The organism is Mucilaginibacter limnophilus (assembly GCF_004005815.1).
Classification (GTDB): Bacteria; Bacteroidota; Bacteroidia; order Sphingobacteriales; family Sphingobacteriaceae; genus Mucilaginibacter; species Mucilaginibacter limnophilus.
In genome coordinates this window covers 522,135-542,892 of record NZ_SACK01000001.1, presented here as the reverse complement: position 1 = coordinate 542,892, position 20,758 = coordinate 522,135, and the positions used below count along the sequence as shown (strand labels likewise).

The 20,758-nt window shown below is 43.0% G+C and carries 18 protein-coding genes; 11 read left to right on the top strand and 7 right to left on the bottom strand.

Annotated elements, in window-relative coordinates:
• Positions 1-10: 10 nt before the first annotated feature.
• Complete coding sequence (locus EOD41_RS02390) at positions 11-433, top strand: gamma-glutamylcyclotransferase family protein (protein WP_127703176.1); 423 nt, start codon at positions 11-13, stop codon at positions 431-433.
• Here the strand turns inward: EOD41_RS02390 and EOD41_RS02385 are convergent.
• Positions 428-793 (bottom strand): DUF5655 domain-containing protein, encoded by a 366-nt coding sequence (locus tag EOD41_RS02385; protein ID WP_127703175.1) that lies wholly within the window; start codon positions 791-793, stop codon positions 428-430. The genes EOD41_RS02390 and EOD41_RS02385 overlap by 6 nt on opposite strands.
• A gap of 222 nt (positions 794-1,015) precedes the next feature.
• The gene (locus EOD41_RS02380) at positions 1,016-2,023 is read right to left on the bottom strand and encodes a glutamine synthetase beta-grasp domain-containing protein (protein WP_127703174.1); all 1,008 of its coding nucleotides are present in this window, start codon (positions 2,021-2,023) and stop codon (positions 1,016-1,018) included.
• Between the two features lie 579 nt (positions 2,024-2,602).
• Between EOD41_RS02380 and EOD41_RS02375 the strand changes: the two genes are divergently transcribed.
• From EOD41_RS02375 to EOD41_RS02335, 9 genes are all read left to right on the top strand, one after another.
• Positions 2,603-4,099 carry a malate:quinone oxidoreductase gene (locus tag EOD41_RS02375; protein WP_127703173.1) on the top strand — a complete coding sequence of 499 codons (1,497 nt, stop codon included), beginning with the start codon at positions 2,603-2,605 and terminating at the stop codon, positions 4,097-4,099.
• Between the two features lie 21 nt (positions 4,100-4,120).
• A complete protein-coding gene (gene map / locus EOD41_RS02370; protein WP_127703172.1) occupies positions 4,121-4,885 on the top strand; it encodes a type I methionyl aminopeptidase in 765 nt (254 codons plus the stop codon).
• Between the two features lie 81 nt (positions 4,886-4,966).
• Positions 4,967-5,917 (top strand): glycosyltransferase family 2 protein, encoded by a 951-nt coding sequence (locus EOD41_RS02365; RefSeq protein ID WP_127703171.1) that lies wholly within the window; start codon positions 4,967-4,969, stop codon positions 5,915-5,917.
• 146 nt (positions 5,918-6,063) lie between these two features.
• Positions 6,064-7,035 (top strand): glycosyltransferase, encoded by a 972-nt coding sequence (locus EOD41_RS02360; protein ID WP_127703170.1) that lies wholly within the window; start codon positions 6,064-6,066, stop codon positions 7,033-7,035.
• Positions 7,036-7,044: 9 nt separating this feature from the next.
• Positions 7,045-7,785, top strand: a complete 741-nt coding sequence (locus EOD41_RS02355) for a hypothetical protein (protein ID WP_127703169.1) — start codon at positions 7,045-7,047, stop codon at positions 7,783-7,785.
• 3 nt (positions 7,786-7,788) lie between these two features.
• Positions 7,789-9,279, top strand: a complete 1,491-nt coding sequence (locus EOD41_RS02350; protein ID WP_127703168.1) for a GH3 auxin-responsive promoter family protein — start codon at positions 7,789-7,791, stop codon at positions 9,277-9,279.
• Entirely contained in the window at positions 9,279-10,463 is a 1,185-nt protein-coding gene (locus EOD41_RS02345) for a 1-deoxy-D-xylulose-5-phosphate reductoisomerase (protein WP_127703167.1), read from the top strand. The genes EOD41_RS02350 and EOD41_RS02345 overlap by 1 nt, the downstream gene beginning before the upstream one ends.
• An 11-nt stretch (positions 10,464-10,474) precedes the next feature.
• Entirely contained in the window at positions 10,475-11,806 is a 1,332-nt protein-coding gene (gene rseP / locus EOD41_RS02340; protein ID WP_127703166.1) for an RIP metalloprotease RseP, read from the top strand.
• 90 nt (positions 11,807-11,896) lie between these two features.
• Positions 11,897-14,347 carry a T9SS type A sorting domain-containing protein gene (locus EOD41_RS02335; RefSeq protein ID WP_127703165.1) on the top strand — a complete coding sequence of 817 codons (2,451 nt, stop codon included), beginning with the start codon at positions 11,897-11,899 and terminating at the stop codon, positions 14,345-14,347.
• 51 nt (positions 14,348-14,398) lie between these two features.
• Here the strand turns inward: EOD41_RS02335 and EOD41_RS02330 are convergent, their stop codons facing one another.
• From EOD41_RS02330 to EOD41_RS02315, 4 genes are read right to left on the bottom strand one after another with little or no spacing between them, the layout of a single operon-like run.
• Positions 14,399-14,998 carry a DUF4199 domain-containing protein gene (locus EOD41_RS02330; RefSeq protein WP_127703164.1) on the bottom strand — a complete coding sequence of 200 codons (600 nt, stop codon included), beginning with the start codon at positions 14,996-14,998 and terminating at the stop codon, positions 14,399-14,401.
• Positions 14,999-15,017: 19 nt separating this feature from the next.
• A complete protein-coding gene (locus tag EOD41_RS02325) occupies positions 15,018-15,686 on the bottom strand; it encodes a hypothetical protein (RefSeq protein ID WP_127703163.1) in 669 nt (222 codons plus the stop codon).
• A 1-nt stretch (position 15,687) separates the two neighbouring features.
• Entirely contained in the window at positions 15,688-16,947 is a 1,260-nt protein-coding gene (locus EOD41_RS02320) for a dihydroorotase (RefSeq protein WP_205780473.1), read from the bottom strand.
• 26 nt (positions 16,948-16,973) lie between these two features.
• Positions 16,974-19,016, bottom strand: coding sequence for a BatA domain-containing protein (locus EOD41_RS02315; protein ID WP_127703161.1), 2,043 nt, complete (start codon positions 19,014-19,016; stop codon positions 16,974-16,976).
• Positions 19,017-19,245: 229 nt separating this feature from the next.
• On the opposite strand from EOD41_RS02315, the gene EOD41_RS02310 reads away from it, so the two are divergent.
• Positions 19,246-20,010 (top strand): DUF72 domain-containing protein, encoded by a 765-nt coding sequence (locus EOD41_RS02310; protein WP_127703160.1) that lies wholly within the window; start codon positions 19,246-19,248, stop codon positions 20,008-20,010.
• 5 nt (positions 20,011-20,015) lie between these two features.
• On the opposite strand, the gene EOD41_RS02305 is transcribed toward EOD41_RS02310, so the two are convergent.
• On the bottom strand, positions 20,016-20,750 hold the full coding sequence (locus tag EOD41_RS02305; protein WP_127703159.1) for a hypothetical protein: 735 nt from the start codon (positions 20,748-20,750) through the stop codon (positions 20,016-20,018).
• Positions 20,751-20,758 lie beyond the last annotated feature (8 nt).

Genomic DNA, 20,758 nt, shown 5'->3' with positions numbered 1-20,758 from the left:
AGACTACGAAATGTTAAATTACGGCATGACTGCTGAGAACAATCTTTTGTTTGTTTATGGCACCCTGCTTGTTGCCGACAATGAGTTTGCCCTCTACATGAATAAGCATGCTGTGCTTTACAAAACCGGCAGGTTTAAAGGGCATTTGTATGATCTGGGTAGCTATCCGGGCGCAGTGTTGCATAATGAATCTGAGGTGTTTGTTCACGGGAGCATATATCAAATACAAAATCCGGAAGCATGGACAATATTAGACGAATATGAGGGCATTTCTCCTGCCGAACCACATCCGCAGCAGTATGTGCGTGAACAGGTTGACATTGAAACCGATGAAGGACTAATTAAAAGCTGGATATATCTGTACAACTGGCCTGTTACTCAACATAAGTTGATTGAATCAGGTAGTTACCTGCAATATTTAAAGCTGTTATAGCTCTTCTTCGGCATAAGCCAATTTCATAAATCTTCTTACCTCATCGTTCACATCTTCAGCATTCAGCATTCTGAAATGATGGTTATATTGTTCCTGCCCCGGCACCTGGGCAATCTTTTGAAAGCATAGATTATCATTATAAGGCTGATGAAACGGAAAAATCACATGCAGAAAGCTTTTACCGAACTGGGTTACCCATGCAACCCTCTTCTTGCCGTTATCAATCCCTATCATGGTTTTAGCCGGATGCAGCGTTACGCTACCCGTCTTTTCAAACTCACTTATAAAATGATTGAACAAGGCGAGACTATGGTGTGATTTACCGGTAAGGAATGCTAAAAGCTTGTTATCAGATTGCATAAGTTAAAGGTAGTAAAATACACAAATCTCTGCACTTTTTGTCATGCTGAGGAACGAAGCATCTGTCGCTCATAAATTCTTCACTACGTTCAGAATGACAAATTGAGTTTAAAGAGATCACATCGTTGCTCACCCTCGCATGACATTTAAAACAGGCCACAAAAAAATATCCCCCGGCTGATTGAACAACCGGGGGACAAAAACTAATTATGCAACAAGAGGTTATACGTTTGCTGATTTTACAGTTTTGATGATAACTGCTGCTACTTTGTATGGATCGGCAGCCGAGTTAGGACGACGATCTTCAAGGTAACCGCTCCAGTTGTGCTCAACAGCGTAAAGCGGGATACGGATAGATGCACCACGGTCAGACACGCCATAGCTGAAATCATGTATCGAAGCGGTTTCGTGTTTACCGGTTAAGCGTTGATCGTTATCAGCACCGTAAACAGCAATACACTCAGCAACTGCAGGGCGGAAAGCCTCGCACACAGCCTCAAATTTCTCTTTGCTGTTTGCTGTACGTAATAGTGAGTTTGAGAAGTTAGCGTGCATGCCCGAACCGTTCCAGTCAAGCTGACCAAGCGGTTTACAATGCCAGTTTACAGCTACTCCGTATTTTTCGCCAATTCTTTCTAATAAGTAACGAGCGATCCAGATTTGGTCACCGGCTTCTTTAGCGCCTTTTGAGAAGATCTGGAATTCCCACTGACCGGCAGCAACCTCGGCGTTGATACCTTCAACGTTTAAGCCTGCCTCTAAACATACGTCTAAATGCTCTTCAACAATTTCGCGACCGAAAGCGTTGTTAGCACCTACCGAACAGTAGTAAGGGCCTTGCGGGCCAGGGTAGCCACCTGCAGGGAAACCAAGAGGTTTGTTGGTTGCAGGGTCCCAAAGGAAATATTCCTGCTCAAAACCGAACCAGAAATCATTATCATCGTCTTCAATTAAAGCACGACCATTTGATTCGTGTGGTTTGCCGGTTGAATCCAATACTTCGCACATTACCAGGTAACCATCTTTGCGCTGAGGATCAGGAACAACATAAACCGGTTTTAAGATACAATCTGACGAGCCGCCCGGTGCCTGCTCGGTTGATGAACCATCAAAGCTCCAGTTGTCTAAATCTTCTACTTTACCACTGAAACTTTTAACAATTTTTGTTTTGCTGCGCAGGCTTTGGGTTGGTTTGTAGCCGTCAAGCCAGATGTACTCAAGTTTTGCCATTGTTCTATTTAATTTTCTTTTTAAAATGTTGGGGTTTAATTGCAGTTGTCAATCAATATGAAGGCGAATTTAAATTATTTTTATAAAATCCATAATAATTTAACAAAATATTTATCCTTTTTTTGAAAATTACGTATAAATCCAGTTCAAAATAAAAAATAGTGACAATTTCCACTGTTAAGAAAATTCACTATGCCAAAAATTCACTTTTACCTCCACTTTAAACGCCATACAATAGATAAACAAGCAAAAAAACCACATTTCTATTATACACTCCCCGCCAAACCACTGATTAACTAAAAAAACACCATCGGATATTATATTTTGCTGTTAAAACCTAATTATCTTTATAAATTTCAGATCTGTTTAAATAAGTATACCGAAAACCGTTTCAGTATATTTTTTACATTTATACCGCAACTGCTTCTATAAAATTTATTAAAATTGCCTGATTTTATAAAAATGGTTTTATCACATAGCAAATCAAAATGTGATATATAATTATCAGTACGTATAAAACCGTTTTCAATTTAATCAGTTAACTTTTTACCGGCCGGCAGGCCGCACTCACTTATACAAATGAGCAACAATAGTCAGGAGCTAAATAAAGCGGATGTAGTATTAATTGGCGCAGGTATCATGAGCGCTACATTAGGTGTAATGCTGAAAGAATTACAACCCGACCTGACCATACAGATTTTTGAACGACTTGATACCATCGCTGCCGAAAGCTCCGATGCGATGAATAACGCCGGTACCGGCCACTCGGCTTTTTGCGAGTTAAACTATACCCCGCAAAAACCTGATGGTTCTATAGAAATTAAAAAAGCCATACAAATTGCCGAGCAATTTGAAATAAGCAAAGAGTTTTGGGCACACCTGGTTGAAACGGGTTTTATTTCATCTCCTAAAAGCTTTATTACTAAAGTGCCGCACATAGCATTTGTTTGGGGTGCCGAAAATGTTGAGTATTTGAAAAAACGCCAGCAGGCTATGGCAAAGCATCACTTTTTTAAAGACATGCTTTACTCTGAAAATCATGCACAGTTAAAACAGTGGATGCCGCTTGTTATGCAGAACCGTGATGCTGGCCAAAAAGTATCGGGCACTTACATGGATATTGGCACCGATGTAAACTTTGGCGCACTTAGCCGTATGCTTTTTGACAAATTGCGTCAGCAACCAGGTGTAAGCCTGCATATTCAGCATGAGGTTGAAAACATCAAACGCGCTAAAGACAACAGTTGGACTGTCACTGTTAAAGATACAGCTAATGGCAACACCCGTAAACTTAATGCGAAATTTGTATTTGTAGGTGCGGGTGGCGGTGCTTTACCCCTGCTGCAAAAATCAGGCATACCCGAAAGCAAGGGCTTTGGCGGCTTCCCGGTAAGCGGGCAGTGGCTGGTTTGCAATAACCCTGAAGTAATTGCGCAACATAATGCCAAGGTGTATGGTAAGGCCTCGGTAGGTTCGCCGCCAATGTCGGTACCACACTTAGATACGCGTACAGTGAACGGCAAAAAAGAATTACTTTTTGGTCCGTACGCAGGTTTTTCAACCCGCTTTTTGAAAAAAGGCTCATTGCTTGACCTTTTTAAGTCTATAAAGTTTGACAATATCCGTCCATTGCTTTCTGTAGGCGTAAATGAGATACCGTTAACAAAATATCTTATTGGCCAGGTATTGCAATCGCCAACCGACAGGCTGAAAGCATTGCAAGATTACTATCCTGAAGCAAAAATGAGCGACTGGAAATTGGAAATTGCCGGTCAGCGTGTACAAATCATCAAGAAAGATGAGAAAAAAGGCGGCAAGCTTGAATTTGGCACCGAAGTGGTAACATCCGCCGATGGTAGTATATCAGCGCTGCTTGGCGCTTCACCGGGTGCGTCAACGTCCGTTCCTATTATGATACAGCTTATTGAGCGTTGTTTTAAAGACAAAGCACAGTCAGCGGCATGGCAGGCGAAGCTCAAGCAAATGATTCCATCGTACGGGCAATCATTATCTAACAATGAGGAACTGGCCAACGCTACAAGAGCTCGTACAAGCGAAGTGCTTGGGCTGGCATAATTATTACAAAAAAAACGCTAAATGTCGATAAAAACCGAGGAAGAACTAATAGGCATGTCAGCCATTGCTGACCTTGTTGCACGTACCTTAAAAGCTATGCGCGAGTATTGCCGTCCGGGTATGTCGGCAAAAGAGCTTGATGATTTTGGCGGAACAATGCTTGCCCGAGCCGGTGCTAAATCTGCGCCAAAAGCTACTTACAATTTCCCCGGTTACACCTGCATATCAGTTAACAACGAAGTTGCACACGGCATACCGTCTGAAAATAAGATTTTTAAAGAGGGCGATCTGATAAATATCGATGTATCAGCCGAGCTAAATGGCTTTTGGGCTGATAATGGCGGCTCGTTTATTTTGGGTGATGACATTAACAATCACCAGCCGCTGGTAGACGCTTCAAAACTGATACTCGAGAAAGCCATAAGCAGTATAAAAGGCGGCGTAAAAATAGCCGACATTGGTTTGCTGATTGAAAAAACAGCGGCAAAGTATGGCTTTACTGTAATTAAAAACCTTGCCGGCCATGGCGTTGGTCGCAGCCTGCACGAAGAACCGCATGATATTTTAAACTACTACGAACGCGATAATAAAACACGTTTCCGCAAAAATAGTGTTGTGGCAATTGAGACATTCATTTCAACCCGTTCTACCTACGCAGTGCAGCAGCCCGACAAATGGACGCTTTTAGGCGATAAAGGCGGATTCGTAGCTCAGCATGAGCACACCATTTTAGTTACGGATGGCGCACCGGTGATTTTAACCGAAGCGAACGGCATTTGGGAGTAAACAAGCCCTCACTTCTGAACACCTTTAACAACCATTGCCGAATTTTTATATTTTTGCATCGCGCAAAAACCGCGCTTAATAATGGATATATCAGTAGTAGTGCCTTTGTACGATGAAGTGGAATCTCTGCCCGAGCTTACCAGTTGGATAGCTCGTGTAATGGACGAACACAAATTCAGCTACGAAGTTATTTTGGTGGACGATGGCAGTAAAGATGGATCGTGGGATATGATATGCCGCCTGAAACAAAACAATACGCACCTGAAAGGTATTCGTTTCCGCCGTAACTATGGTAAATCAGCAGCGCTAAACGTAGGTTTTGAAGCCGCACAGGGTAATGTAGTGATCACTATGGATGCAGATTTGCAGGACAGTCCCGACGAAATACCTGAGCTGTACCGCCGCATTACCGAAGAAAAGTATGATCTTGTTTCAGGATGGAAAGCGAAACGCTACGACCCTATCAGCAAAACGTTGCCAACAAAACTATTTAACGCCGCTACACGAAGCATGTCGGGCATACACAACCTCCACGATTTTAACTGCGGATTGAAAGCATACCGCAAAGCCGTAATAAAAAACATTGAGGTATATGGCGAAATGCACCGCTACATTCCGGTGATTGCGAAATGGGCGGGCTTTACTAAAATTGGCGAACAGGTGGTTGAACACCGTGCCCGCAAATACGGTAAAACCAAATTTGGATTAAGCCGCTTTGTAAATGGCTTTTTAGACCTTCTTTCGATATTTTTTGTTGGCAAATTTGGCAAACGCCCCATGCACTTTTTCGGTACAATGGGGGTACTTAGCTTTCTAGCGGGAACCATTATAGCCATATGGATAATGGCCGAAAAGCTGTACCATATCGCAAATAACGAACGTTTTCGCGACACTACCGATAATCCACTGTTCTATATAGCGCTGGTAGCTATAATACTGGGTTCGCAACTGTTTTTAACCGGCTTTGTAGCCGAACTGGTATCACGCAACTCGCACGACAGGAATAATTATCAGATTGAAGAGGTGGTGTAGATGTGTAGTTAAAATGTGCAGATGCGTAAATATGCAGATGTGCAGATAATAACCACGCAATCCGAACGCTTTAAGTTAAAATCAAATTACTAACGAATCATAAGAAATCTGCACATCCGCACATCTTCATACCCGCACATCCGAAAATGCTCTTCTCCATCATCATACCTTTATATAACCGTCCGCAGGAAATAAAAGAACTGCTGGAAACGCTCACGCTGCAAACTTATAAGCAGTTTGAGGTTTTGGTTATTGAAGATGGATCGAAACTGGATGCTGCAGATATTGTAAAGAGTTTCGAAGGAGAGCTTGATCTGAGATATTTTACCAAGCCCAACGAAGGCCAGGGATTTACACGCAATTATGGTTTTGAGCGCGCTAAAGGCGATTACTTTATCATTTTTGATTCGGATTGCCTGATACCTGCCGATTACCTGGAAATAGTAAACCGCTCGCTGCAAACTAACTGGCTGGATATGTACGGTGGTCCCGATGCGGCGCATCCTTCTTTCACCGCTATACAGCGTGCCATCAGCTACAGTATGACCTCCCCTTTCACTACCGGTGGCATCCGCGGCAGCAAAAAAAATATGGGCGGACAGTTTCATCCGCGCAGCTTTAACATGGGTGTATCACGCAAGGTGTGGGAAACGGTTGGCGGTTTTATCATCACCCGTTCGGGTGAGGATATCGAGTATAGCATACGCATACATACAGCCGGCTTTAAAATCGGGCTGATACCGGAAGCTATAGTTTATCATAAGCGCCGTACTGATTTTCTACAATTTTATAAACAGGCGCATTTTTTCGGTCGCGCACGGATAAATATTTATAAGTTTTTTCCTGATACGCTTAAAGCGGTTCATTTTTTTCCGGCATTGTTCACACTGTTTTTAGTTTTTGTATTGATAGCTAACGTGTTACAATGGCCAGTTGCACATTTATGTAATATTTTGCTTGGTGTTTACATATTGTTGATATTTTTTCATTCGCTGGGGAAAAACAAATCGCTAAAAATCGCATTTTTGAGCATAGCAACTGCCTTTATTCAACTTACTGCCTATGGTTTAGGCTTTATGCAGGATTTTTGGAAGCGCGTGATATTAAAAAAATCATAAACAGCACATATGTACCATCCGTTTTCTATTATAGAAACACTTAAAACATCCTGGCACATTTTTAAGAATAACTTTGTCACCATCATAGTTTATTCGGCTGTAGCATTCATTCTATTAACAATTCTTACAGTTGCCATAGCTTTTACTTTTACTTCAGATGCTGATACGGATGATTTCACTACTACCATGATCATTTCGTTTATCATCATTTTTATACAGGCTTATTCAACTTTAGGCTTATATAAATTGATATTTACGGTGATAGACAGTGAATATTATGAATTCGAGTTTTCGCAAATAGTCCCTAAAATAAAAATGGTATTGAGCTACCTGGCAGTGGTTTTTATGTTGGCGTTTGTGGTAACGAATTTCAATATAGCAATAAACTATCTGGATGAGTACCCGGTTGTGCAAGACATTACATCACTTGTAGGATTAATTGGCGGTTTGTATCTGGCTTTCCGCATTATGTTCTTCAATACATTTATTGTTGATGATGATTCAGGACCTTTTGAGTCGCTTAAGCAAAGCTTTATCTTAACAAAGGGTTATCTCTTAAAAATTATAAGCATATTAGGTATTATTTTGCTGTTGATAGCCCTTCCGGTTACATTGTCAAAAATATACCCAATCATCTCAGTTGCCATGCTTTTTACATATCCGTTTGTTAATATTGTGCTGGCAGTTACCTACCGTAAACTGGTTTACAGCCACATGGATGTGGATGATGATGTTGCCGAAACCGATTAATGTATGGGATTAAAATCCGTTTTAAGTAAAGTATTCGCAGCCTGGGTTAACCGGCAAATCAATTATCAGCGTAAAAACGCTGTGGCATTGCAAAACAAAACATTACAGCAGCTTATCAATCAGGCAAAAGACACTCAATTTGGTACCGACCATAATTTTGCTCAAATAAGGACTTATTCAGATTTTAAAAAGCAAGTTCCGGTTGTTGATTACGAAGAGCTTCGACCTTATATCGAACGTGTTATGCATGGTGAAGAGAACGTGCTGTGGCCGGGCAAACCCGCGTACCTTACCAAAACATCGGGCACTACATCCGGCGTAAAGTACATCCCTATTTCGAAAGAAAGCATGCCTGCGCACATTACCGCCGCGCGTAATGCATTGCTTTGCTACATACACGAAACCGGCAACGCGAAGTTTGTAGACGGTAAGATGATATTTTTACAAGGCAGTCCTGAACTTGCTGAGAAATCAGGCATACCTACCGGGCGACTTTCGGGCATAGTAGCCCACCATGTACCCGGTTATTTACAGGCCAACCGCCTGCCCAGTTATAAAGTAAATTGTATTGACGACTGGGAGACGAAGGTTGACGCCATAGTTGAAGAAACCGCTAAAGAAGATATGCGCCTGATATCGGGCATACCGCCATGGTGCCAGATGTATTTCGACAGGTTGTCAGCGAAATTCGGTGGGAAAAAGATAAAAGACATCTTTCCAAACTTCAAGTTGTATGTATACGGCGGCGTTAATTACGAGCCATATCGTGCTCGCATTGAAGAAGTTGTAGGCTTTAAGATAGATACTATTGAAACCTATCCTGCATCTGAAGGCTTCATCGCCTTTCAGGATTCGCAAAAGGAAAAAGGGTTGCTTTTGCAGGTAGATTCCGGTATATTCTATGAGTTTATTCCGGCCGATGAATACTTTAATGATAACCCGACACGTATAAGTTTGGAAGAAGTTGAACTGGATAAAAACTATGCATTGATACTTAACACTAATGCCGGCTTATGGGGCTACAGCATTGGCGATACGGTTAAATTTGTGTCGAAAAATCCGTACCGCATTGTAGTATCTGGCCGCATAAAGCACTATATATCAGCATTTGGCGAACACGTAATTGGAGAAGAAGTTGAACATGCATTAATAAGCGTAGCTGCCGAGGAAGGCGTTGATGTGGTTGAATTTACGGTTGCGCCGCAGGTTAATCCGTCGCAGGGGCAGCTGCCTTATCACGAGTGGTTTGTTGAGTTCGGGAAGGAACCTGCCGACCTTAAAGCATTTGCGCTGAAAGTGGATAAAGCCCTGCAAAAGAAAAATATTTATTATTTTGACCTTATAGAGGGCAACATTTTGCAGCCGCTGGTTATCAAAAGCCTTAAAAAGGGTACCTTTATTAATTATATGCGGTCGCAGGGAAAACTGGGCGGACAACACAAATTACCCCGCCTGTCAAACGACCGTAAGATAGCGGACGCGCTGAACTCATAATGCAGAAAACAATAAAAAACATAGCCATTTTAGGCTCGACAGGAAGTATAGGAACGCAGGCGCTTGAGGTAGTGAGTGAAAACCCGTCGCTGTTTAAAGTTTTATTGCTTACGGCGAACAATAACGCTAAACTGCTTATTGAGCAAGCTGTAAAGTACCAGCCGCAGCATGTTGCTATTTGCGATGAAAGCAAATATTGTGAGGTAAAAGAGGCGCTTTCAGCATACCATATTAAGGTACATGCCGGTCATGCCGCCATAAGTGAGTTGGTTACTTTGTCTGAAATCGACATTGTGTTAACCGCAATGGTTGGTTTTGCCGGACTTGAACCCACTATAGCTGCCATAAAAGCAGGCAAAAATATCGCGTTAGCCAATAAAGAAACACTGGTTGTAGCGGGTGAACTGATAACTGCGCTTGCAAAGCAGCATGATGTAAAGATATTACCTGTTGATTCGGAGCATTCAGCCATATTTCAATGTCTTGCAGGTGAAGAGCAGAACTCGATAGAGAAAATCATCCTTACAGCATCTGGCGGGCCATTCCGTGGAAAGAATGCAGCACAATTGACAAACGTTACCGCTGCCGATGCGCTAAAGCATCCTAACTGGGTAATGGGTGCAAAAATAACAATCGATTCAGCTTCGCTGATGAATAAGGGCCTTGAAGTGGTTGAAGCAAAATGGCTGTTTGGCTTAGAAGCAGATCAGATAGAGGTGATCGTTCATCCGCAATCCATCGTACACTCGCTGGTGCAGTTTCAGGATGGCTCGGTAAAAGCACAGATGGGTTTGCCTGATATGAAGCTGCCTATACAATACGCACTCGGGTATCCTGAAAGGATAAAAAATAATTACAAACGCTTCAGCTTTACCGATTATCCAAGCGTTACGTTTGAAAAACCTGACATTACGACATTTCGTAATCTTGGTTTGGTATTTGAGGCGTTAAATAAGGGCGGTAATATGCCCTGCATTGTTAACGCTGCCAATGAAATTGCCGTTGCGGCGTTTTTAAAAGGCGAAACAGGCTTTTTAGCCATGAGTGAGATAATTGAGGTTTGCATGCAGCAAATGCCATTTATTTCGCAACCTGCATTAGATGATTATTTGAATACTGACAAACAAACACGCATCTTTGCGCAAAATTTAGTAACGAAATTGCCGTTAGGCATTACAACTTGATACAATAATAGATGAGCGTATTAATAATGGCAGGCCAATTACTGCTGGGTCTGTCTATCCTGGTTATACTTCACGAATTCGGGCACTTTATTGCAGCCAGAGCTTTCGGCATCAAGGTTGAAAAGTTCTACCTGTTTTTTGATGCGTGGAACTTTAGTCTGTTTAAATTTAATTACAAAGGCGTTGAATACGGTATTGGCTGGCTACCCTTGGGTGGTTATGTAAAAATTGCCGGTATGATAGACGAATCAATGGATACCGAGCAAATGGCCGGTCCGCCGCAGCCCTGGGAGTTCCGTTCAAAACCGGCATGGCAGCGTCTTATCGTTATGCTGGGCGGTATAATTGTGAACATCATTGTGGGTATTTTTATCTTCTGGATGCTTACACTGCGCTACGGTGAAACCTACACACCTAATAACGCTTTGAAATATGGCATTGTACCCGGCACTATTGGCAGCAAGATAGGTCTTAAACCCGGTGATAAGATATTCGCAATTAACGGCAAGCCTGTTGAGCGTTTTGAAGATATCATTAGCTCAAAAGTATTGCTTGACAATACAACGCTTAATGTAGAACGCGATGGCAAGATGGTTGATGTAGTAGTTCCGAAAAGCATACTAAATGATATTTCTGACTATGGCATTGAACAATTTATTAGTAGAGTTCCGCGTACAAAATTCGCTGTAGATTCGGTAGTAAAAGGCGGCAATGCGCACAAAGCCGGCTTAGTTAAAGGCGACAGCATTGTAGCAGTAAATGGGCATCAGATAGCATTTTTTGATCAGCTACAAGCAGCTTTGCACAGCAATAAAGGCAAAACCGTAGCACTTGATGTGAAGCGTAAAGGTGAGCTTAAACAACTCAAAGCACAGGTTAATAAAGAAGGTCTTATTGGATTTTCGTACAAATGGGATATTCCCGACCAGAAAACTATTAATTATGGTTTCTTTAGCTCGCTGCCGGTTGGCGCTAACCGGGCTATCACATCTTTCAGAGATAATGCAAAAGGACTTGGGAAACTGTTTACCGGCGAGGTTAACCCACGCAAGGCCGTTTCAAGCCCTATCGGTATCGCGGTAATGTTTGGCGACCAGTTCGACTGGTTCCGTTTCTGGAGCCTGACAGGTTTGCTATCAATGGTTTTGGCGCTGATGAACCTGTTACCTATACCGGCACTTGATGGTGGCCACTCATTATTTTTGATCATCGAGATGATAAAAGGCAAGCCGCTTAGTGATAAATTCCTTGAACGTGCTCAATTGGTGGGTTTTGTTATGCTGATATCACTTATGGTTTTTGCGTTCGGTAACGATATACTTAAACACATTTTGCCTAAATAAGCTGTATAGACAAGCTATTTCATAATAAGGCATTTTTATATATTTGAAGGCGGACGAATAATATCGTTCGCCTTTTGATTTTGTAAACCAATGCCAGTTAAACTATCGGGAAAGAAAGCTTTTCCCCTGCTGATATGCTTTCATTTGATCTGCCTGAACAGTATAGCCCAAAAGGCCATATTACAAGCATTTTATTTGGGCGGACACTATAATGGCAACAACTGGGTGCTTGATAAAACGCATGGCGTGCCATGTCCTCCCGATCCAAACTCTATGGTGCCTACCGAGACATGGCATTACGACAGGATTGCTAAACAGGCGAATATAATTGCCTCCAGTGGATTCACCGCGGTTTGGCTACCCCCTTTTTCAAAGGGTAACCTCGGTTTCTCGGGATCCGCTGCAAATCCACGCTTTATTGTCGGCGGAATTTATGATGGTGGTTATGGCTTATTCGATGATTATGATCTTGGCGATAAGCTGCAGAATGGCAATTACCAAACACGTTATGGCTCACGTACTCAATTAACACGTATGATAGCCATGCTGCGTGCCAATGGTTTAGATACATATGAGGATTTCATACTCAACCACCGATCTATAACGGCTAACGTTACGCCAATAGCTCCTGATTACTTATGGTACAACTACAAAGACGCCTATGGCAATAACGGCGGCGGTAGATTTCCAAAGTACACACTTGACTTTCATAACCCGAATCAATATCCCGCTGCACCGGGCGGTCCTGATGATCCGCATGAGCCGAATATGGTTTATCCTGACGGTACGCCTACCGGAGGAAATGATGGCACTTTCGGACCTGACTTTGCGCACATTAACGGCCAACATGGTGTACATGGTTTTGCAGGTGTTTACTGTGCCCAGCAGCTTGGCCGCTGGGGCGACTGGCTGATAAAGGCGACGGGCATACAAGGGTACCGGCTTGATGCCGCAGGTGGTATATCATGGGACTTTTTGAAAGAGTTTGTACAATATGGCGCTATGAAAGACAAGTTTGTTTATGCCGAACTGCTTACCTCTAAATATGGGCCTGCGCATGTTAAGCAATGGGCTCAACAGTCGATGCAGCAAGCCGGTAATAGCAATTTCACCTGTTACGATTTTTCGCTGCAAGGCACCTTGCAAACGCTTTGCCGCACTAACCGCTTCTGGATGGGGGCTTTGCAAACCAAATACCTAAGCTGGGGCACAAGTAATGAGATCAACCCTGAAGCGGGCTCGGTAGATCCCGGCCCGTATGATATTTATCGCAGTTATATGGTAACGGCTCCAAATCAGGCTGTGACTGTAGTTAATGAAATCAATTCCGAATCGGGCACTAACCCGTTGCTGCCCAAACACTCGCTTTTAGGGTATGCTTATACGCTTACCATTGGCTTTGGCACACCTATCGTGTCGTATAAAGACTGGAGTACCGACGCCGACTGTTATGGCAGCACCATGCTTGACGACCACAACCTTAATTATCACCTTAACAAATTGCTGTGGTGCCATAAGTTTATCTGTACAGGCGGTATTAGCAATGAATATAACCCGTCAAACGGTTGGGTGTACGCTTTTCAAAAAACCGGCGGACAACAATCCATGGTATTTTTAAACAGCAACCAAAGTGCGGCGGTTACTTTAAGCGCACCAACAAGTATTCCGGATGGCACGGTATTAACCGATTACACCGATCACAATATAACCGCTACCGTAACTAACGGAAAACTTACGGTTACTGTTCCGGCTAATGTGAACGGACGGGGTTACCTGGTAATGGCCCCTGAAGGTATCACAGGAAGTTTCGACCCTGAAATCAAAACGGTTACTCAGGAATGGGATGCCAGCAATGATTTGAGCATTCCACCGGCAAGCAACACACAGCAGGAAGTTTGCCGTATTTGGGTTGATGCCGGTAAATCTATTACCACTTCCCTACTTGACTATAACGTGGACGGCTGGTTGGCAAATACAAATTTGCACCTTGAACTCAACAAAACATCGCTTGATAATAGCACGCACGTTAAAGTAGCATCACGAATATTCAATGCCACGCAAAAAGGGCAAACGCTTACTTATACCACACCAGCCGGAGACGCACCGGGCTACTACAGCCTGTGGGTAAAAGGCAATAACTTACCCGATAGTACAAGTAACTGGTGGTTCAATGTACAAGGCACCTATACATCGTCGCAAACCGCTCCTGCTAATTTTAATGATACTATCCCCACCCTGGTAAAAGCCCGGAAAGTGTTTGTACCCGATACGGTAGCAATGCCTGAATCAAAGTTTGGCGTGTACCCTAACCCATCAAATGACACTGTATTTGCCGAATATCAATTAACACAATCCATTGAAGTACAGTTGAAATTGATTGATATGAACGGCAAGGTTGTTCTGCGTAGAAATGAGGGTATAAAACATAAAGGAGCAAATAAAGCCGAGCTTAAGGTAAGCGGGTTGTCCGAAAGCGTTTACTTTCTGCAGATTATTGCAGGGAATAAAGTGCTTGAAACACGCAAGATCATCAAGCGGTAGAAGTAAAAAGGCAGATATTGCTATCTGCCTTTAATTATGCTGTTAGTCTCTTTACACTGTAGGGTCGGTATCCTGAACGATATATCTTGGCGGTTCTTTCTTGAAGATAGCGCCGAATATTAACGCCAATATAAAGGAAATGATAACCATTATACCTAATCCCATCACCATCTTACCCGCACCGGTATCGCGCTGTTCGTCAAACTTTTTATTGATATCAGCAATAGCTTTGTCAACACTCTCCTGGGGCTGACTGGTTTTTTCCATCATCGCGGTAACCGCATTCACCATTGAATCGCGGGATTTATCAATCATATTCGGCTCAATAACTTTAGCGAACAGCAGGCTCACCAACAAAAAGGATACAATTGATGAAATGATGAACATAATGAAAGTTCCTGTAGTTGCTTGCTTGAATGACCAAAAGCCACCTATTTTTTTCCGAAGATCAAGGATAAGAAATATAGCTATTACAATAGGGATAATGATAGAAAATATCAGCGGACTGAAAATGATCAGCCACATTGATGTAGTCATGGTAGTGGTGAAGTAAAATGACAGAATGCTCAGAACACTTGATACCACACCTAAAATAAGTCCGGATGTGACAGCCGATTTTCTTACCGTACTGTCTGCAACAAGTTCAGCCATAGTAATTGATTTTTAAGGTTTATTTAAAGTTAGTTAAAATCTCGTAAACCGGTAGATCAAACTCAGGGTTAACAGCATTGCCGGCAACTTCCTTCTTTGCCTCAGCAGACGGATCGATATCATGGAAATATGCCATCATAGGATAGAATATTTCTTTCAGTTCCGAATCTTCAGGTAAACTTTTAGCCACTTTAGCAATTTCACTTACCGGGCTTTCCATCAGTATCTGGTTAGCTATAACCGGCTCGTAAATACGGTGCTCGTCCTGAAACTCATCCTCGTCAACCAATAAAAATTCTTTCAGATAATCTTCAAGTCCCGGCTCAATCGCTTCGTCCTCACACTCGTTAAGATATAAAAGCAGGTTAAGAAGTTCGGTACCGCGGTCAATGGTATCTTCTTCTATCTGTGCCCATTCTTCGCTTTCCAGGTAATCCTCGTCAAGTTTTTTAATATCCGCACTGAAAAAGTTGATCAGCAGCAAATCAAAGAACACCTCGCGTAATACGTCTGTGCGCGGGTTATCATCAAACGCCTGGTCCAAAAGTTCAACCTTACCTAAAAAATCCTTATCCGAAGAAAAAACCGTTTGCAACTCATTTTTAAGGCTTGCGGCGTCAAAACCTGTTTGTGTGCTGAAAGCCTGCAGAGCGGCATTAACAGCCGACTGAACTTTTGGGTATATCATATTATTTAGATTTATAAAACTGGTTATTGTTACATGTTAGCAACACCCTACCGGTTAATTTGTGTGATAAGAACGGCGAATTAGATGAACGTGACAGGTTGTTCGCTTTGTTATATTCCCATTCCTGCGCCGTATCAAACACCACAAGATTAGCTTTCCTTCCTTCTGCAATCACCGGAGTACCTACTGAGAGTATCTGCCGTGGGTTTACAGCCAGCTTCTGCACGATAATATTTGCGCTTAAACCTGCCTGTACGGCCAATGAAAAAACTGTTTGCAAGCCAATGATACCGTATTCGGCTATTTCGAATTCTACATCTTTAAATTCAATCTCATGCGGCGTATGCTGTGATACTATGGCATCGATAGTGCCATCGTTTAACCCTACTATCAGCGCGTCAACATCTGCTTGCGTGCGCAGCGGCGGTTTAACCTTGTACAGGCTATCAAAACCCAGCAGCACTTCATCAGTAAGAACCAGATGATGTGCTGCCACATCGCAGGTTACTTTAATACCGCGCTTCTTCGCCTCTCTTATCAACTCCACCGAACGGCTGGTTGTAATAGTACTGAAATGAAGTTTGGTATCGGTGTATTCAGCCAGGTATAAATCGCGGGCCACCATCAGTTCTTCGGCCAGCGGCGGTATGCCTTTCATGCCCAGCAAAGTGCTGATATGACCTTCATTTACCTTTGCCTTGCCGACTATTGCAGTATCTTCGGGATAAGAAAATACCGTAGCGCCAAAACCCTGAACATATAACAAGGCGCGTTCCATCAAACCGGCATCCTGCACAGGGCGGTTACCGTCGGTAAAGGCTTTTGCGCCGCTGCTGTACATGTCAAACATTTCGGCAAGGTCTTTTCCTTCCCGTTTATGTGAAATGGTGCCAAGCGGATAAATATCAACCAGATTACCGCGCGAACGGTTAATCAGATACTCAACTTCGGCTTTTGAATGTACCGGAGGTTGCGTGTTCGGCATAAGCGCCAAAGCCGTAAAGCCACCCGCGGCAGCAGCCGATGTACCGGTATTTATATCTTCCTTAGTTTCGAAACCCAGTTCGCCAATGTTGCAGTTAAGGTCCAAAAAGCCAGGCGAAACATGCTTACCGGCTGCATTAAATATTTCAGCGTCACCGGCATCATCAATAGTGCCTACCTTGCTGATAGTGCCATCAGTGATTAAAATATCGGCGGTTTGATTGTTAAATGGGGAATTTGGGTCGGTAATGAGGGCTGATTTGATAATCAAATTCATCAGTGTTGCTTTAAAGCGTTTGGGTGCTATGCCTGACCGGCAAGCTTATTGCCTGTTTTAAAGTATCGTACAAGCAAAATTTCAACGGCCAGGAATATTAACGTCAAAATTATACAAAGTTTCCATAATTGTAAACCATTATTTGTTTCATTAATCACCTTGCCGGCCGGCTGCTTTTCGTTTATAACCCTGCTGTCGTTGCCAGGTATAATATTTTTTAGTTCCGAGGATGAAAGATACTTCATGTCTGATTCAGCACGGCTGTCATTAAATGCCAGGACGGCCGCTGTACTATCCTGCTTTTTCAAATCGTACAAACCCGCTTCTCGGAGTTGATCAGCCACAAACAACCGTGTAGATCCATTCTGCTGACGAACATCCGGAATAATGCTCATGTTGCCCTTATTCAGGCTGATCACCTGCTTTTCAGTAGCCCGCAGCGGTACTGTTTCAATGCTTTCGTTTTTACCAAGTGTATAAAAAAGCGGCGCATCATGCCCGCTAAGCAAAGCTATCCTGAACATTACTGGTACAAATAAACCATGGCGCTGCAAATTGCTGAAATCATCATTCAACGGTACGGCAGATAAATAGAGCCTACCCTTTCCGGCATTATATCCCGACCAGAAAGTACGCCTGCCCGACAGCTGCATGATCGGCTCTTCACCGCCTGATTGGTTTATACTATAATACTTCTTAACAACAGGCATATCAGGGTTTTGCGGTATAGCATCAAAAACATCCCTGAACAGCATGTTTTGCTGGTTAATGCCTGTCACCTTAACTGTTTGGGTATTGATGTTTGCATACGTAGCTACGCCCAACAATTGTAAAAAGGCGTTATACCCTTGCTGGGCATTATCATCAGGCGGAAAAAGCACCAGCGTACCGCCGCCTTTAACATATTCGCTCAATTGGCGGGCAAGTCCTTGTGATAGCGCCGGAATGTTACTTAAAACAATCAACGGGTAAGCATCCATACCGGCGTAATCAACATTGCCCTCTGGCATGCGGGTGGTCTTAAAAAAAGCATCAGAAGCAAAAACCGCTTTTAAAAACGGATCTTCTGAACCACCGTCAATCAGCAGAACAGGCAATTGCCTGGCTACATTATATGTGAACCAAAAGTTATTATCAAAAGTAATAGGATTATCCTGCACCTGTATTTCCCCGCGCTGCCAGCCTGCCTGTAAACCTGAAAAGGCAAGCGTATCTGTTACAACAGCACCAGCATCAATGGTAAAGCTTGCCAGCGCCTTTTGCGAGCCATTGATAAACAGTTTCATTGGGATGTTTACGGCGGGTTTATCAGCATAATTATGCAGCCGTACAACCAGACGCTCACTGCCGCCTACACGATGTACGGCGCTTAACAACCACACGGAGTCCACTGCGACATTTGGTAAACTTTGCGAACGAAGCTGTATAAGATTAACCTCGACAGCAGTATCAGCCTGTACTTTTTGCGCGGCCATGCTGCGCTGAAAATCAGATATGATATACATATCCTTCCGAACCCCATGTTGTTCGTTAAGCAAGCTCAGCTGCCTATCAACTATTTGTTGCAAGCTACGGCTTTGCGTAGTTATTTGGACAGCATCAACAGCGTTGTTAAACTCATCACGGCTTAAAAGACGCTGATGTTTTCCTTCAAAATCTTGCGTAAGCAACTGAAAACGATCATTTATGTTATAAGCCGCAGCAATTTCGCGGGCTTTTTGTCGTGCCTGGTCGAGCAGCGTGCCATCAACGCCCGGGTTGTGCATTGAATAAGAGTTATCAACAAAAATACTTATTACCTTTTCTTTGCCGATGTCAGTATTATTATCGTGGGGTATAAACGGCCTTGCAAAAGCCAGCACAAGGAAGAAAAGCGCCAGTAAGCGTGATGCTAATATAAGTCGTTCCCTTAGGTTTCTACGTGAGGCCTGCTGTTCCTGCAATTCTTTCAAAAATTGCACATTGCTGAACTGCACCTTCTGGTATCGCCTGAAATTGAACAGGTGAACAACTACAGGCACCGCAAGCGACACAAGTGCAAACAGAAACGCAGGATAGACGAATTGCATAGAATGCTAAGATATGTGCGGAGGTGCGGATATGCAAGTGGTTGAATATGCGGATATACAGATTTGTGAATGTGCAGATATGCGAATGTGCAGATTAATTGTTTGTTGTTTTTAATCCGTTTCCACTTACATAAAGCTATATTTATGCTTGCCATGTGGGATGCTGAACAACTTTAGCATGGAGGTTACTACTTTAAAACAATCTGCAATCTTAAACCATTATTAAGATATGGATTGGCATATAGGCTGCTCGGGATTTCATTATAAAGGCTGGAAAGGTAAGTTTTATCCGGAAAAGCTGGCTCAGCGTAAATGGTTCGACTTTTACTGCGAACATTTTAAAACGCTTGAGCTGAATGTCACCTTTTACCGCTTTCCGCAATTGTCGTTCCTGCAAACCTGGCATCAGAAAAGCCCGGCTGATTTCAGGTTCTCGGTTAAAGCGCCACGCGCCATAACACATTTTAAGCAATTTCATAACTCCGTTGACCTGATCACAAGCTTTTACGATACTATAAATGACGGTCTGCTGGAAAAGCTTGGCCCGGTGCTGTTTCAAATGCCGCCAAGGTTTCATTATGATGAAGAACGTCTTGAGCGTATCATCAACAACTTAAACCCGGCGTTTAGCAACGTACTTGAATTGAGGCACGAAAGCTGGTGGCGAGAGGAGGTGTACGAAACATTAGGCAAACATCACATTACGTTTTGCGGGCAAAGTCACCCTGAGTTGCCTGATGCGGTTATACAAAATACACCTGTTATATATTATCGCTTTCATGGCGTTCCGCTTTTATATAAGTCACCCTACACTAACGAGGAATTACAAAAGATTGTCGACTCTATAAAGCAAAACAATAATGCCGAAGAAGGCTGGTTCTATTTTAACAATGATATTGATGTGGAAGCCGTTTATAACGCTAAGGAAATGATGAAGATGACCGGAACGGCTGTAGCTCAACCTGATCCGTTGCAAACTTCACTTAACTTATAACAGGCTTACTCTCTCCTCCTGTGCCTTCTTTTCTTTTTTGATGAAGATTTTTTCTTGCCTGATTTTTTAACCATTGCTTTGTTTTCCTGCTTCACAGGTTGAATCACAGGGTCATCTTTATCTGTTGAATCTTTACTCAACTGCTCAACAGTGAAGCTGTTATTGCGCAAGCTGTATTGCAGTACGCGTTTGGCGCCGCTTGGTTTAGCAGCTTTACCTTCGCCTGTGTAAATTGGAAACTCGCGGATAAACTTGCCTTCTTTGATATAGAAATTATCCTGTCCGCGGTAGCCCTTGCTTTGTTTCCTGGTAAGATCAGGAAAATCCAGTTTAGAAGCCCTGCTATTGTTAAACTCGAAAGAGTAAATATTAGTGTACTTAGTGGTGTCTTTTGAGTGCGATTCAATCAGCAACTCTGGGTTCCCGTCAACATCCATATCAGCATTATACACATCAACCACGGTTCCTTCAAGGTCGCCGGTTGTGGTGGTATAGTTCATGGCTACCGAATCAGAATGCAGGATGATAAACGAGCCGACATCAGTGGCGCCCCTGCCCCAGCTTAATATGTCAAAGTCGTTTCCCGGCGCTACCTCTACCAGTTTGTGGAACCTGAAAGGCGCCTGCAGTGGCGGTGCTTTAGGGGTAGCAACCTTTTTTACAGCTTTATCATCATTACCGCTGCAGCCTGCTAAAATTGCGCAAGCAGCCAGCATCATAACAGTACATTTGATGCCCATTAATATAT